Here is a 14,710-nt window from a genome sequence, read left to right as displayed (position 1 = left end):
GTGCCACTATAAGTAAGAATTTTTATAGTAAAACATAGGTTAATTCAAAATGGATATTAAGAACGGCTTTGTAGGCACCGTTGGCAACACACCCCTGATTCGCTTAAATAGCTTCAGTGAAGAGACTGGTTGCGAAATTCTCGCTAAGGCAGAATTTCTCAATCCTGGAGGTTCTGTGAAAGATCGTGCTGCACTTTATATCATTGAAGATGCGGAAAAAAAAGGCTTAATTAAACCTGGTGGTACAGTAGTAGAAGGAACTGCGGGAAATACTGGCATTGGATTGGCTCATATCTGCAATGCCAAAGGCTATAAATGCTTGATTATTATTCCTAATACCCAGTCGCAAGAAAAGATGGATGCTTTAAGGGCATTAGGTGCAGAAGTTCGTCCGGTTCCTGCTGTGCCTTACAAAGATCCTAACAACTACGTTAAGCTATCTGGCAGAATTGCCGCTGAGATGGAAAACGCCATCTGGGCAAATCAGTTTGATAATTTAGCTAACCGTCACGCCCACTACGAAACTACAGGCCCCGAAATTTGGAAGCAAACAGATGGTACAGTAGACGCTTGGGTTGCATCCACCGGAACTGGCGGCACATATGCGGGTGTGTCCATGTTCTTGAAAGAAAAAAATCCGGAAATCAAATGCGTAGTTGCCGATCCAATGGGTAGCGGTCTTTATAGCTATATTAAAACTGGTGATATCCACATAGAAGGCAATTCAATTACTGAGGGCATCGGAAATAGCCGTATCACTGCGAACATGGAAGGCGCACCAGCAGATGATGCTATTCAGATTGATGATCAGGAAGCTATACGGGTAGTTTATCAACTGTTGCAGAAAGATGGCTTATTTATGGGTGGTTCTACTGGTATCAATGTTGCTGCCGCTGTTGCCCTTGCCAAGCAAATGGGGCCAGGACACACTATTGTTACCATCTTGTGTGATAGCGGTTCCCGTTACCAGTCACGCATCTTTAACCGTGAATGGTTACAATCAAAAGGGTTATTAACAGAATAGTCATTAGTCATTAGTTATTGGTCAATAGCAAGGAACTCTGGACTTTTGACTTTTGTACAGACGCGATTAATCGCGTCTCTAGTATTGACATCTACTCTTGCTTATTGACAAATGACTAGCACTCAACCATCAAACTCTCCTGCAACACCTCCTGTTTCTAATCGATGTGTACGTATCTGCCAAAATCGCACCTGCCGCAAACAAGGTGCTGCTAAAGTATTAGCAGCTTTTGAGGCTATGTCCATCCCTGAGGTAACGGTAATGGGTAGCAGCTGTTTAGGACAATGTGGTAATGGGCCTATGGTGCTGGTGTTACCAGATATGATCTGGTATAGTGGCGTCCGTCCAGATGAAGTGCCTTTGGTAGTCGAACAGCATTTGTTAGGCAATCAAAAAGTGACAAAGATGCTTTATTATCGGTTTCATTCCCAGGAATAAGGACTATTATTAGCCGATAGAAGTCTGCACTTTTGTTGACTGAATCGAGATATCTCATGAATATTGAGCAGCTACGTGAATCTTTAAAAATAAAATGGGTAAAGTACTATTATAAAAATCGTCCCTGGTTGATAAAAATGCGTATCTGGGGCACTTATAATGGTCACCGTCGTCCTTCCTCTGATTTTATTTTGGCGACTTTGTCAGTTTTGGAGCCACAGTTGGATGAAGTTCTGCCTTTTTTGTTGGAATTAAATAGGAATCCCGATCGCATCGTTGCAGCTTTAAATCTCAATTTTAATCCGGAAGAGCATTTGCATTTAATTGAAGAAGAAAATGCAGATGAACACCAAGATGCTGATGATTCTGCTGTGATGAGTATACTTCCTGAAAAGTCTAGCCATAGAAATTTAGGCGATCGCAAGCTATATCCTTTGCCTTCATTAACAATGATCGCAAAAGGTGACAACAACAAACCTGCTCCATTACTGAGATTAATTAGCAGGAGGGAAAGTCACGCTGAAGCCGTTTCATCGATAGTACTTACCAGCTACTTTGAGGAAAGTAACTGCACAGCCTTGCCATCAGTCGCCGTTGCTAACGAAGTAGAAAGCGAATTTGAATCTTTACCTGCAATTATTGTCAGCGAGGTGGAAAGTAAAGATAAGCTTGTGAAAATGCCACTGAGAGAATTTCAGGATAATGTTAACTCATTTTCGATTCAGAAAATTTTTAATTTTGCTGCTTGGATAGATGATTTTTGTCAGGGTGTGGGATGGGATAGAGAAGAAGCTATTTTTATTCCATTTTAAGAGGGACTAGGAAGAGGAGTGGGAAAGGAACAGATGAGGGAGATAGGGAAGATGGGAAAGATGGGGAAGAATTTACTCTTATCACTTCCCCAACTCCGTATCCTCGTGTCCCCTTGTCCTCTTCCCAATCCCCATCATTCCGGATACTCATGAGAAACAAAGGGAATTTCTACTATTTCACCCGCAACTTCTCCAACTTGCACTTGCAAACCCGCTCCACCTGCTTTGCTGCGAATGTATCCTAAACCACGATAACCTTCCGCAGTTTCCGTAATACTAGTTAGCTTGCCTACTTTTTCATCCCCGGCTGTAATTGTTGTTCCTGGTTCAACACCAGCATTTAAGTGTATACCCCAGAGGTGCTGTTTTACACCTTTATAAGTATTTAAACGAGCGATAGTTTCTTGTCCGATGTAGCAACCTTTATTAAACGAAATTGTCTGCCATAAACCCGCTTCTAAGGGATTATAATCATCAGTTAGTTCGTGTTCTGGCGCAGGGCGTCCTTGAGTAATTCGCAATTCTTCCCAAGCGCGCTCGCTCATTGGTACTGCACCCAACTCAACAATTTTGTTCCAAACTGTTTCTTTTAAAGCAACTGGCAAAATCAAAGTGTATCCAAAAGAAGCCAAGCCACTACCAACAGCTACACATATCCCATCGACACTTAGGTGATTTCCATAAGCTTGACCGATAATTGCCTCACCACCAAGCTTTTCTACAATTTCATCACTTTTCGGCCCCATCAAGCTAAAAGTAGCGGTTTCATCGGTAACATCGGTTAACTGTACTTTGTCAGCGAAGAAAATGTAGCGATCTAGCCATTGCATCAAAAAATCACGCCGATTTGGCGAAACCAATAGTAGCACAGCATCTTCTATTACATAGGCTGTTACTAAGTCAATTGTGCGGGCGGTGGATGTCACGAAAACTGTATCGCAACCTTGATTTGGTTTTAGTGTTTGAAAATCATTAGTGCTTTGATTGTGCAAAAAGCGGAGGCGATCGTCATCAGAAACTTTAATGCGCCCCCAATGAGAGCGATCGCATATAGCAACTCCTTTTTGTGCTGCTTGGATAGCCGCTGTGTCTTGACTGTTAGTGGCAGATGTGGACATGGCGATGAGGTTACAGGTTATAGATTATAGGTTACAGGAATATTTTACTGATCTGTCCCCTGTCCCCTATCGCCTAAGCCGATACCCGATACATCAGCACTTTCGCTTTAGAATTTTCTTCCACAAATACTAAGTACTCACCGTTTGAGCGACGAAAAGCGCGGATGCCATAAGGTATGTCAATCCAGCCACTTTCGCCAAAAACTTCCGGGCCGGGTTTTAATTGTATTACTGGCGCTCCTGTCTTCGCATCATAAACAAAAACTTCTGCGGTTTTACTACTAACGGCAAAAACTCTGTCGCCAGTTATATCAATCGCTTTCATGTGCAATTTCGGATCGCGATGGGGTTCATAAGGCAAAGGTATTCGCCAGCGCACATTTCTGTTTTTGCTCCAGTTGTCGTAGCGGATTATTTCTGTACCTGCCAATCCCCAATCACCATCTACGTTGGGGCGATCGCCTGTATAGCCCGACAAGTACATCACATCTTGTTCGGGAATATACTTGATCCTAGTTGGGGTTTTCAAAGGTGCTGGCATGGGAATTTTTTCTACCGCAGTGCGGCTGTAAACAGGGCAACCATGAGAATTCAATCCTTGTGAACGATAGTGTTTGATATAGCCAGCTTCTGCTGCTTGCCAAACATCTCCTTTGCTATCAATTTCCCAACCCCAAACAGAACTATCGTCCTCACCCAGGCTTTGATATTCATTAGCCTGCATCGAACCATCACCGTTCATATCCTGCCATAGCCAACTACCTTTAATTGACTGATTAGTCGGCCAATCACTGCTAATTTTAGAAAAAATACCGCACGGAACAGCTATTTCTCCATCAAAACGATAGGCTAACAACCGTTCTGCCATCATATCCGCAGACATATACAAAAGACGTTTTCCTTGAATGCGACGAACAAAAGCGGCTGAAGGCGTCATGTGTAGTCTTGGATCGTTCGGATAGCGGAATTTATCTAATGTGTATCCTTTGTAACGCCAGTCTTTACCGCTACCTTGACGGTAGTCCATCGTGAAATGTTCTTCTTTAGTATATACATCTACCGCATCAGTACCAGGATCGGCATCAGCACTATCTACAAATTCTAGACCAAGTAATTGCCACTTTAATTTTCCTGCTGGAGTAAATGCCCGCAAATCTGTACCTGAGCCATTGTAACCAAAAGCAACATTACTAATGTAGATATTTCCTGCTGCATCTGTACCGACTCCGCTAATACCGTAAAGTTTTAAATCTCCAATTTCACCGCGATTGCCTGCATAAATACCACCTTTAATACCAAAAGTGCCAACCTGTTTTGGCTTATTTGTAATGTCATAAAATAGGATTTGCTGACGCGGCCCGTTGTCTGCTACTAATAGTCTACCTTGATTATCAATGGCGATCGCTGATGGTTCAACTATATCTGCAATTCCTACAGGTAACTGCTTTCCTGTTGGAGAATAGTGGAGAAGTTTGACAGGGGTTTTGTCATTTTTGTGTTGAATTTTGTGTTGCAGAATCCACAAATTTCCTTTTTTATCAATCTTTATCTTGCCTGGATTTGGAACTGCAAAGTTACGTATTTCCTTCATCGTAGCCTTATTGTAAACGCGGACACGATTGGCTAATTTGTCGCTTGCGTACAAGAGATCATTTGCAATTGCCAACCCAGTCACTTCGCCTTTTTTGGCAGTACTGACGATTAACATACTTTTATCCCAGCCACGCCCACCCGGAAAAGGCGCAGGCTCTCCTGATAAGTTATAGCGTCGAATACAATGCCACTCAGTTCCTTTGGGAGGATAATCTTCTCCTGGTTTACCTTCAGGATACTGGTGCATCGCCACATACATATATTTTGTATCTACAGCGATCGCGACTCCGCCTATTCTTCCCCATCCATGAGTTTGATCGGCTTTGCCTATAACATCTCCATTTTTGTAAATTCCAACTTCTCGTCCTGCTTCATCCCACGTCGTATTAGTATAGACAGTACCATCAGGAGTAACATATATATCATGTACGTTTATTTGTACCCACTTTTGACCACCGCTAAAAGAATTACCAATCCAAGAAGTTTTGTAAGTGTTAGCAGCAGCTGCAATCTGCGTAGTTAAATTTTCAGCCATAACTTCCGCAGTTATACTTTCAGGTGTAGCTTCAGCAATCACACTTTCAGGCGTAACTTCAGTAGTCAAGTTTTCAGGTGTAGCTTCAGCAATCACACTTTCAGGCGTAACTTCAGTAGTCAAGTTTTCCGGTATAGCTTCGGCAGTCACCTTTGCAAGTGTTGTTTTTGCTGTTACATTTTTAGGTGTAACATCCGCAGTTACGTACATTGCAACTACAATTGCAGTTGTGATTCCAAGAATTAGACTAAGGAAAAACTTGAAATTTTGATGAGATCGGAAATTCCTAGCCCAAACCAAATTCTTGATTTGCCGAGAGATAAATTGCATTCTGCTGAGTTGCTTTCGGCTGAATTTGCTGAGAGAACGTAGCAATTTATTGTTCATATCTAGTTAATTACAAAACAATATCTGCAAATAAAAAATCATCACAACTAGAATTTAATAACTTTTCAATAGTATTTATTGATTTTATTTTATGATTCTTAGTTGCTGATTATACCTAATAAATCTATACTGAAATTATATTCTTGTCGTTACTAACAGTATTGATAATTAGCATCTTTAATCATATTCTTATACAAAATATCCAACATTCCGGAGCGTAAATGTTAGTTTACATAAACTTTATAAAAAATACATTATTTTTTTATTTTAAATTTATCTGATTTCAAAAAAAACATACTGAAGTCTTTTATTTTCTCGGTATATTTGTATAAGTAATTTGACGATCACATTCTCTTCATAATTAAGTTTTAAACTATGGATGACATAATAGTGGTAATTTTAAATTGGATATAATATAGATTATTCAATTAAACACAATTTATGTTTTTTCGAGTTTTTACTTTTATTCAGAGAGAATAGATTTGTATGTTGCTATAATTTAGGACGATGAAGAAAATATTCTGAAGCCAATCTTCGGAATTTTCATTCACTATTAATAGTAGAATATAGAAAAGATATAGATTCCAGTGTATTTTTAGGAAAAAATCATCTGTAATTAGATAGAAATTATTCTAAAAATCTATCTATGGTTTTACTGTTTTAATTACTGAGAATATCTACAATCAGAGAATATCAGTAGAGTCACCACCCAAGCCTTGCAATTTTCAAAAAAGGTGGTAAAAATCAGTAAAAACAAATATAAAGACAAGCAGTGGATCATTGGGATCATTGGAGAACAAGAGGTGAAAAGTAACCAAGAAAACGATGCTTTAGTCTCTGCATATATTCTTTGTGTGGGATCTGGTTGGTTTCCCAAAACACCCGGAGGGTTAGAAAGATATGTTTATGAGCTAACTCAGAAATTAGCTGCAAATCAAGATCGTGTTGAAGTGTGTGGAGTTGGTTTACCGGAAGCTGAACCAAATTCGCTGATTAAATTAACTAACCTGGCTTCACCAGATGCTCCTATTTTGCAAAGACTCTGGTCTATTCACAATAACTTCAAAAAAACAAGGATGAGCAAGCCAGATGCAATTAATTTACATTTTGCATTATATAGCTTTCCGATTTTAAATTTGTTGCCTCAAGGAGTACCAATTACCTATAATTTTCATGGCCCTTGGGCATATGAGAGCAAGCAAGAGGTTGTTCATCAACAAGCAAGTGTGTTGCTAAAACATTGGCTAATAGAAAAAAGAACTTATCATCGCTGCGATCGCTTTATCGTCCTTAGCAAAGCATTTGGGCAAATATTACACCAAAAATATCAAGTTCCCTGGCACAAAATTCAGATCATTCCTGGTGGTGTTGATATCAATCGATTTCAGATGAATTTATCACGACAAGATGCCCGTGCTAAATTAAACTGGCCACAAGATCGCCCGATTATTTTTACAACCCGTCGCTTGGTGTGCCGAGTCGGAATAGATAAATTACTGGAAGCTCTTGCCAAACTTAAGCCAAGAATTCCTGATTTTTGGTTGGCGATCGCCGGTCGCGGTCATATGCAACAATCACTACAGGAGCTAGCAACAGAACTAGGACTGAACAACCATGTCAAATTTTTAGGGTTTTTACCCGATGAGCAATTACCAATAGCTTATCAAGCGGCTGATCTAACTGTAATGCCCAGTCAGTCTTTTGAGGGTTTTGGATTGGCGATAGTAGAATCCCTGGCATGTGGTACTCCCGTCGTGTGTACTCCCGTGGGTGGAATGCCAGAAATTGTAGAGCCATTTTCACCTCAGTTAATTACATCTTCTACTGATGCCTCAGCTATTGCAGAAAGATTAGAACAAGTACTATTGACAAAAGTACCAATACCTTCAAGAGAAGATTGCTATCAATATGCAGTTGCTAATTTTGATTGGCATAAAATAGCTCAATCAGTCCGGAAAGTTATATTAGCATCACCATAAAATTGACACATAGTATTTTTTGATTACTCGTGATTTTTGATGCTTATTATACTTAAGTATAAACAAAAATGAGAAATGAGTGAATGTTAATTAACATTCAGAATTAATTTCTAATTAATTTTGTCCTGCCAATGAAAAATATTTGTGTATGGTAAAAGTGAATCGCAAATAATATTGTGAAAGTAAGGTTGTTATAAACAATATAGCTTTACTAATCAAGAAAATTAACGCGAAAATTTTGACCAAACTCAGAATTTTGGTTAGGAATGTAATTAGTTATGAAATTAAGCGTGATCGTACCTTGTTTCAATGCAGAGAAAACGCTTGCCGTACAACTTGAAGCGCTAGCAAAACAGGAATATTCTGAAGCTTGGGAAGTAATTATTGCCGATAATGGTTCTTGCGATCGCACGTTAGAAATCGCTCATGAGTATCTAGCAAAATTACCAAACCTGCAAATTGTCGATGCTTCTGATAAACCTGGAGCTGCACACGCTCGCAACATCAGTGCGCTTGTTGCCAAGGGAGAATATTTAGCATTTTGTGACGCTGATGACGAGGTTGCTCCTGGTTGGGTAGCAGCAATGGGTGAGGCTCTATCTAAGTATGACCTGGTTGGAGGTCGAGATGAACACTGGAAGTTAAATGAGCCTTGGATAGTGAAAGTTTTTGGATGCGAGGAAGGTAGTGGAATATATAATCATCCCTATTTGCCAATGCTGAGTGGTAATAATTTGGGTGTTAGACGTTCATTACACAAAGCGATCGGTGGCTTTGATGAAACTCTATTACAACTCCAAGATGTTGACTATTGCTGGAGACTGCAACAAGCTGGAGCAAAACCATATGAAGCCACAGACGCACTTGTTCATTTTCGCCTTCGTAGCGACACTATAAGTATATGCCGTCGTGCATGGAAGACGGGTTGTCAAGAGGCTTTGTTGTATAAAAAGCATCGCTCAATGGGAATGCCTCAGTTGATATCATGGAAAAGCCTACTTAAAACAGCAGTAATGTTACCGATGCGCCTGCTACTGCAAGTCCGTGACAAAGTTAGCTTAGTTCAATGTTTAATGGAGTTAGCATGGCGGGGTGGGCAGTTGCGGGGTTGTATTAAATATGGTTATCTACCGTTTTAGATTTATAGGTGTAAAACATTAAGTAGGTGGGCAAGAATAAAAGTAACTAGATTACAGGGATTGCCAAAAAATAAATTATTCAATAAATGTAGGGTGGTTTACGCTTCGCTAACCTACCATTTTTGGGAGGGTTGATGGTGCGTTACGAACTATCGTCCTAACACACTCTACTACAAATTGGAGTTTTTTTAATTGGAAGTCCCTAAGGAATGCAAAATGGTTTAAGTTCTTATTCAATGACAAATCACTAATAACGACCTTAACTAGTTAACTTTATTTTTACCAACTAACGCAATTAACCCCAATGAAAATTCTGTTTTTAGATCAAAGTGGTAAACCAGGTGGTGCAGAACTGTGCCTAATAGACATTGCCAAACCTTATCAAGATACTTGTTTAGTTGGTTTATTTGCTGATGGTTCGTTTAGAAGATTGCTAGAGGAAAATCATATTCCAGTTCAGGTTTTAACAACTCAAGTTATCCAAGTTCGTAAGGAAAGCTCCTTGATCACAGGTTTAGGAAGTATCGGACAACTTTTACCTTTAATTGTTAAAGTTACAAAAATAGCTCGTAAATATGATTGCATCTATGCTAATACACAAAAAGCATTAGTTGTTGGGACAGTAGCTAGTTTTTTCAGTCGTCGTCCTCTAGTTTATCATTTACATGATATTCTTTCATCAGAGCATTTTAGTCAAACTAATCGTCGCATTGCCGTCACGGCTGCAAATCGTTTTGCATCATTAGTAATTGCCAATTCCCAAGCTAGTAAAATAGCTTTTTTGGAAGCGGGAGGACGGGCAGATATTACTGAAATTGTTTATAACGGTTTTAACCCAAAAAATTATCAAACCGATAAGTTTGCAGTTAATCAAATCCGAGCAAAACTAGAACTTAATGGGAAATTTGTAGTTGGACATTTTAGCCGTCTTGCACCTTGGAAGGGACAGCATATACTACTTGAAGCACTTGCTCAATGTCCTGAACAAGTAACAGCTATTTTAGTCGGCGATGCTTTATTTGGGGAACAAGATTACGTCCAGCAGTTACGCCAACTAGTTGCCACCTTAAAACTCGAAAACCGAGTTAAATTTTTAGGATTTCGTTCAGATATTCCTCAATTAATGACAGCTTGTGACTTAGTGGCACATACTTCTATAGCTCCAGAACCTTTTGGTAGGGTAATTGTTGAAGCTATGCTCTGTGGCAAACCTGTAGTAGCGGCTGCATCTGGTGGTGCAATGGAATTAATAGAACACGGTATTAATGGTTTTTTAGCCGCTCCAGGAAAACCCCAAGAACTTGCACAAGTCATTACTGCTTGTCTTAATAATTCTCATGAAACTGCGGCGATCGCCAACCGTGGACAGACAGTTGCCTCTCAACGTTTTGACGTGGACAAAATTAATAAGCAAATTGCCCAACTACTATCAAGATTGGGTACCAAGGCTTAGGATCAGTTATCAGTTATTCTTCACTGTTTACTGATAACTGATAACTGTTAAGCACTTACTGATTGAGCAGGTACAGAAGCATTTGGTACAGACTGCTGCTGCCCATTCAGGATCGGTTTACGGGTTTTCAAGTCAAATTTATAGCCATGAGGCAAAATATGAAGTCTAGCTCCGCATATTGCCAAAGCTTCATCTCTCAAAATCTCCTCAACATTGCTATGTATTGCCTCTGATTCATCCACAATTGTGACAGAGCCTTCTCCGATCACTTCAATCTGATTATCAGTGACCACCATAGCAGTATTTTCATCAATACCAAATCCTAACACGGCAGGCTGCTGTGCTAAAGCAGAAATCAGGCGTCCCAAGCGTCCACGTTGGGAAAAATGTTGGTCAATTACCACTCCAGGCAGAAAAGCCATACCTGGGCCCATATCTACAATTTCTATTCGAGGGTTGGTTTCAGAATCGCCTTCTACAATCATCACGTCTGGCATTACCGCAGCTCCCGCGCTTGTGCCTCCGATCACTGCACCTTCTGAAAAGCGTTTGTGAATAGCCTCGTCAAGGTCGGTATCCTTAAGGATACTAGTAATGCGAGCTTGGTCACCACCAGTGAAAAATATTCCAGTTGCCTTACTCACTGCTTCTAGAGCAGTAGATGAAGAAGCATCCTCACGGGTTTCTGTATCAATTATGCGAGCATCCTCTGCCCCCAAGCGCTCGAAAACTCTAATATAATTTTCTCCCACTTCTCTAGGTAGCTCTGTTGCTGCCGTCATAATCACAATTCGCGCCTTTGTACCTCCAGCCCGACGCACAAACTCCCGTAGAATTTGGCAATCTCCCTCTTTATCTTCTGCTCCCCCAATAATTACTAACTGCCGTTTGCTTCCATCCTCTGCCATAGCGCCTCCAATGGTAAATTAATATTAGGAAAACATGACATTTAAATGTATAAAAACATCGACTTTGGTGTAAAACCAATTGTGATGATTTTTACAGTACTTAAAAAGAAAAACCAAGTTAATTACTTACCCAATCAGCCTTTTGCTATAGATAGGTAAGAATTCAGATCAATGGTATTCGATGATAATTCTCAAAGTCTCTAGAGACTTTGTAGTAATTGACTGTCGAAAATAAAGGAATATTCATTAATTATTAACATCAATATTCCTCTAGATTTTCTGCGCCAAATGATTGTCCTTATTTATCTTTTTACGGTTGTCGTAATAGAGTTATTTACACCTTCGCAAAATATCAACAACCGTAACTACAATTAATACTCCTAATTTTTAAACGATTGGAATGTCTATTCCTTATACTCATAGAAGTATTGTTGTTTCTGCATCACTCTGATGATATATTTATAGTATTACTTTTGATATTTAATCTGCATGACTTAAAATTAAGCACATAATCTAACTATTAAAATATCTCTAATTTACTATAGATTTTTTTCTCAAATTATGTATTGACTAGAATTTGACCCAAATCCAAGATTCCGATTACTCAAAGAAGTTGCGTATCTGTGCTTTCTTTGATCACAAAAATACTCCCGCTTTAAAACCAAAGTAAGCGAGAGTACAATTTGATAAAGTTTTATTCAACTGTGATTTTTAAATCATATTTCAAAGTAAAAATAAAATTTTTTTCTAATTAGGTTGGTTGTTGAAAAGCAAGTTTACTAAGAAAGAGTGTGCTTCTTCCAATGGAAAATGTCTGGGTTTACCTTGAAATACGATTTGAAACTCGTTTTTATCTGGGCCATCTCCATAACCAGAAATGAGTTTACGGTGAAACGCTTCCTCTGCAAGGTGGCGAACTTCATTTCTGAGAGCAGCCTGGGTAATATGCATACTTTGCTGTCTCCTAAAAATTTTGCGTATTTTTATTTATATAAACTTTGGCATCATATTGCACCATTCAAAAGTTATATATTCTAGGGCTGATATTTAATTTTTATCAATATATGTAAGTCAGGTGTCTCATGAGCCAGGAGTCAGAATAATTCATTGATTCTGTATTCTGAGTTCTTTTTTACTTAAGTACCAGTACTCAGGCTTATTAGTTGAGGAAGATTCTATACAGATTGAATATACCCTTAGATAGCTAAAAATTTCTATCAAGAGGATTAAACTGATACAGACAAATAATGATTTAATGCCCAAGTAAACAGCAAACAATTGTTTATAGCCGTATACTGACTTTCAAAAATTTATATACAGTAAATTTGGAGAAACGTAAACCAACATACTGATACCAGGGTGTTTAGTTAAAGGTATATATTCTAATGGTTCAACAGAAAAGCACTGATACAGTCCGGGTTAATGCCAGAAAAACTGATGCTTTTGATATTTTCAACTTTAAGCATTACATTGGGCCAAACCCATACTTAGATACAGGAGCATTAGTATTTGATTTTAATTTGACTGAGAATTGGCGACCTCTGCCCATAGAAGATTATGTATCAATTATTAGCGATCGCCACCCACAACTAAGCCAACAAACCTATGAGTCTTACGCCCAGCTATTTGCCCGTACGGTAGCGGAAGTAGGAAAGCTGGATATGGATTTGCACCTAGATCGCTGGAGCATTAAACCAAACGGGAAGTATGTCAAAATTGCTGTGCAATCGCTACACGAACCTACAACACGAGCTGTAGTTTACTTTGTTTGGGACTGGTTTGAAGCGATTACTCAAAAAGAAGATGTTGTCTTTGAACAACAATTACGAGTGCTGCAAAGAAGATTTCGCCAGTCTGTGTATGGCGGGCCGACAATTTACGCCTTATTGCGAACTGCTCACCAAAAAGGTATTCCCACCTTTTATCTGTGGGAAGAAGGATTAATGCAGTACGGTTATGGGAAAAAACAAGTTCGTGGCATAGCGACAACATTTGATAGCGATAGTCATTTAGATTCTGACTTTACCACTCGTAAAGATGACTGCAAAGCATTTTTGGGAAGTTTGGGTTTTCCGGTACCCAAGGGTGATATTGTTGTTTCTGAAAAAGAAGCTCTAGTTGTCGCAAAAAAAATAGGCTATCCTGTTGCAGTCAAACCTGTAATCGGTCATAAGGGAATCGGTGTTACTGCCGATGTCCAAGACGAAGATGAGCTAAAATCTGCTTATAACAGAGCATTTGAGGCAATCCCAGAGAACGAACGGATTCGGATTATTGTCGAAAAAAGTATTCGCGGTAAAGATTACCGCTTATTGTGCGTCAACGGTAAATTTGTTGCGGCTACCGAACGTCGTCCCGCCTCAATTGTCGGTGATGGATACTCAACAATTGACGAGCTAATCGAACGGGAAAATCGAAAACCTGCTCGCTTAGATACACCTACCTCGCCCATGAGTAGAATTCAGCGTGATGAGGCGATGGAACTTTACCTTGAAGAGCAGGGTTTGTCATTGGACAGCGTTATTGAAAGAGATCGTACTGTTTATCTTCGCAAAGTCGCTAATCTCTCGGCAGGCGGTGTGAGCATTGACGCAACACGTACTCTTCATCCTGACAATATTGTCTTAGCGCAAGACGTTGCCCAACACTTCCGATTAGTTTGCTTGGGAATTGATGTTATTGCTGAAAATCTTGCTCAATCCTGGAAAGAAAGTAGCTTTGCAATTTTGGAAATCAATGCAGCTCCTGGTGTTTTGATGCATCTAAATCCTGCTGTCGGTGAAAGCGTAGATGTACCTTCCCATATTTTGGAAACCTTTTTTGAGGCAGGTGCTGATGCCAGGATACCAATTATTACCTTTAATCAAATCTCTGTTCACGAACTTCAAGAAACTATTGACCATATTTTGTCATTGCATCCAGACTGGACAATAGGTGCTATTTGTCGTGATGGAGTTTTTATTAATCGGTCAAAAAAATTTTTGCATGAGGATTACAATAGCAATGTCCAAACTTTGCTACGTAATCCCAAGCTAGACTTGCTAATCGCTGAGTATGAGCAAGACACTTTGGAAGAAGAAGGTATGTTTTACTACGGTAGTAATATGGTAGTTCTAAATAATCCCACTGAAATCGAGATGATGCTGGTGCGGGATGTCATTGATGGCTCAACTGTAGTAATTAAAAAAGAAGATAATATTTTCATTCAGCGCCAAGGTTTGATAGAAGAATACACACTCGGAGAAGATGAACCGTTTACAAGGGTGTATCTCAAGGAAATTAATACGGTTTTGTGAGCGAGAACAGAGTGTGGGGGAAGCCTCC

The 14,710-nt window shown here is 39.4% G+C and carries 11 protein-coding genes; 7 read left to right on the top strand and 4 right to left on the bottom strand.

What is annotated here, in order from left to right:
- Window positions 1–49: 49 nt before the first annotated feature.
- The 3 genes from QUB80_RS01215 to QUB80_RS01205 all read left to right on the top strand — a co-directional run bounded on the left by QUB80_RS01215 (window position 50) and on the right by QUB80_RS01205 (window position 2,274).
- The gene (locus QUB80_RS01215; RefSeq protein WP_289787674.1) at window positions 50–1,024 is read left to right on the top strand and encodes a cysteine synthase A; all 975 of its coding nucleotides are present in this window, start codon (window positions 50–52) and stop codon (window positions 1,022–1,024) included.
- A gap of 111 nt (window positions 1,025–1,135) precedes the next feature.
- The gene (locus QUB80_RS01210; RefSeq protein WP_289787673.1) at window positions 1,136–1,462 is read left to right on the top strand and encodes a (2Fe-2S) ferredoxin domain-containing protein; all 327 of its coding nucleotides are present in this window, start codon (window positions 1,136–1,138) and stop codon (window positions 1,460–1,462) included.
- Window positions 1,463–1,518: 56 nt separating this feature from the next.
- Window positions 1,519–2,274, top strand: coding sequence for a DUF5331 domain-containing protein (locus tag QUB80_RS01205; protein WP_289787672.1), 756 nt, complete (start codon window positions 1,519–1,521; stop codon window positions 2,272–2,274).
- 134 nt (window positions 2,275–2,408) lie between these two features.
- Here QUB80_RS01205 and ygfZ read toward each other — a convergent pair whose 3' ends face one another.
- Together ygfZ and QUB80_RS01195 are read right to left on the bottom strand one after the other, a co-directional pair.
- On the bottom strand, window positions 2,409–3,392 hold the full coding sequence (ygfZ, locus tag QUB80_RS01200; protein ID WP_289787671.1) for a CAF17-like 4Fe-4S cluster assembly/insertion protein YgfZ: 984 nt from the start codon (window positions 3,390–3,392) through the stop codon (window positions 2,409–2,411).
- A gap of 73 nt (window positions 3,393–3,465) precedes the next feature.
- Complete coding sequence (locus QUB80_RS01195) at window positions 3,466–5,850, bottom strand: NHL repeat-containing protein (RefSeq protein ID WP_502875273.1); 2,385 nt, start codon at window positions 5,848–5,850, stop codon at window positions 3,466–3,468.
- An 860-nt stretch (window positions 5,851–6,710) separates the two neighbouring features.
- Here QUB80_RS01195 and QUB80_RS01190 point away from each other — a divergent pair.
- The 3 genes from QUB80_RS01190 (at window position 6,711) to QUB80_RS01180 (ending at window position 10,478) form a co-directional block, all read left to right on the top strand.
- Window positions 6,711–7,886 (top strand): glycosyltransferase family 4 protein, encoded by a 1,176-nt coding sequence (locus QUB80_RS01190; protein ID WP_289787669.1) that lies wholly within the window; start codon window positions 6,711–6,713, stop codon window positions 7,884–7,886.
- Window positions 7,887–8,164: 278 nt separating this feature from the next.
- Window positions 8,165–9,025, top strand: a complete 861-nt coding sequence (locus tag QUB80_RS01185; protein ID WP_289787668.1) for a glycosyltransferase — start codon at window positions 8,165–8,167, stop codon at window positions 9,023–9,025.
- A gap of 304 nt (window positions 9,026–9,329) precedes the next feature.
- Window positions 9,330–10,478 carry a glycosyltransferase family 4 protein gene (locus QUB80_RS01180; protein WP_289787667.1) on the top strand — a complete coding sequence of 383 codons (1,149 nt, stop codon included), beginning with the start codon at window positions 9,330–9,332 and terminating at the stop codon, window positions 10,476–10,478.
- Window positions 10,479–10,525: 47 nt separating this feature from the next.
- Here QUB80_RS01180 and QUB80_RS01175 read toward each other — a convergent pair whose 3' ends face one another.
- Together QUB80_RS01175 and QUB80_RS01170 are read right to left on the bottom strand one after the other, a co-directional pair.
- A complete protein-coding gene (locus QUB80_RS01175; RefSeq protein WP_289787666.1) occupies window positions 10,526–11,386 on the bottom strand; it encodes a cyanophycinase in 861 nt (286 codons plus the stop codon).
- A gap of 747 nt (window positions 11,387–12,133) precedes the next feature.
- Complete coding sequence (locus QUB80_RS01170; protein WP_289787665.1) at window positions 12,134–12,337, bottom strand: hypothetical protein; 204 nt, start codon at window positions 12,335–12,337, stop codon at window positions 12,134–12,136.
- Between the two features lie 434 nt (window positions 12,338–12,771).
- Between QUB80_RS01170 and QUB80_RS01165 the strand changes: the two genes are divergently transcribed.
- Entirely contained in the window at window positions 12,772–14,682 is a 1,911-nt protein-coding gene (locus tag QUB80_RS01165) for an ATP-binding protein (RefSeq protein WP_289787664.1), read from the top strand.
- Window positions 14,683–14,710 lie beyond the last annotated feature (28 nt).

The sequence above is a fragment of the Chlorogloeopsis sp. ULAP01 genome, from assembly GCF_030381805.1.
Lineage (GTDB): Bacteria > Cyanobacteriota > Cyanobacteriia > Cyanobacteriales > Nostocaceae > Chlorogloeopsis.
Note: the sequence above shows the minus strand (reverse complement) of the source record. Positions and strands in the feature narration are given on the sequence as shown.

Coding starts and splice junctions, on each gene's coding strand:
- QUB80_RS01170 (WP_289787665.1), bottom strand. CDS start 12,337: ATGCATATTACCCAGGCTGCTCTCAGAAATGAAGTTCGCCACCTTGCA.
- QUB80_RS01180 (WP_289787667.1), top strand. CDS start 9,330: ATGAAAATTCTGTTTTTAGATCAAAGTGGTAAACCAGGTGGTGCAGAA.
- QUB80_RS01215 (WP_289787674.1), top strand. CDS start 50: ATGGATATTAAGAACGGCTTTGTAGGCACCGTTGGCAACACACCCCTG.
- QUB80_RS01195 (WP_502875273.1), bottom strand. CDS start 5,850: ATGCAATTTATCTCTCGGCAAATCAAGAATTTGGTTTGGGCTAGGAAT.
- ygfZ (WP_289787671.1), bottom strand. CDS start 3,392: ATGTCCACATCTGCCACTAACAGTCAAGACACAGCGGCTATCCAAGCA.
- QUB80_RS01205 (WP_289787672.1), top strand. CDS start 1,519: ATGAATATTGAGCAGCTACGTGAATCTTTAAAAATAAAATGGGTAAAG.
- QUB80_RS01185 (WP_289787668.1), top strand. CDS start 8,165: ATGAAATTAAGCGTGATCGTACCTTGTTTCAATGCAGAGAAAACGCTT.
- QUB80_RS01165 (WP_289787664.1), top strand. CDS start 12,772: ATGGTTCAACAGAAAAGCACTGATACAGTCCGGGTTAATGCCAGAAAA.
- QUB80_RS01175 (WP_289787666.1), bottom strand. CDS start 11,386: ATGGCAGAGGATGGAAGCAAACGGCAGTTAGTAATTATTGGGGGAGCA.
- QUB80_RS01210 (WP_289787673.1), top strand. CDS start 1,136: ATGACTAGCACTCAACCATCAAACTCTCCTGCAACACCTCCTGTTTCT.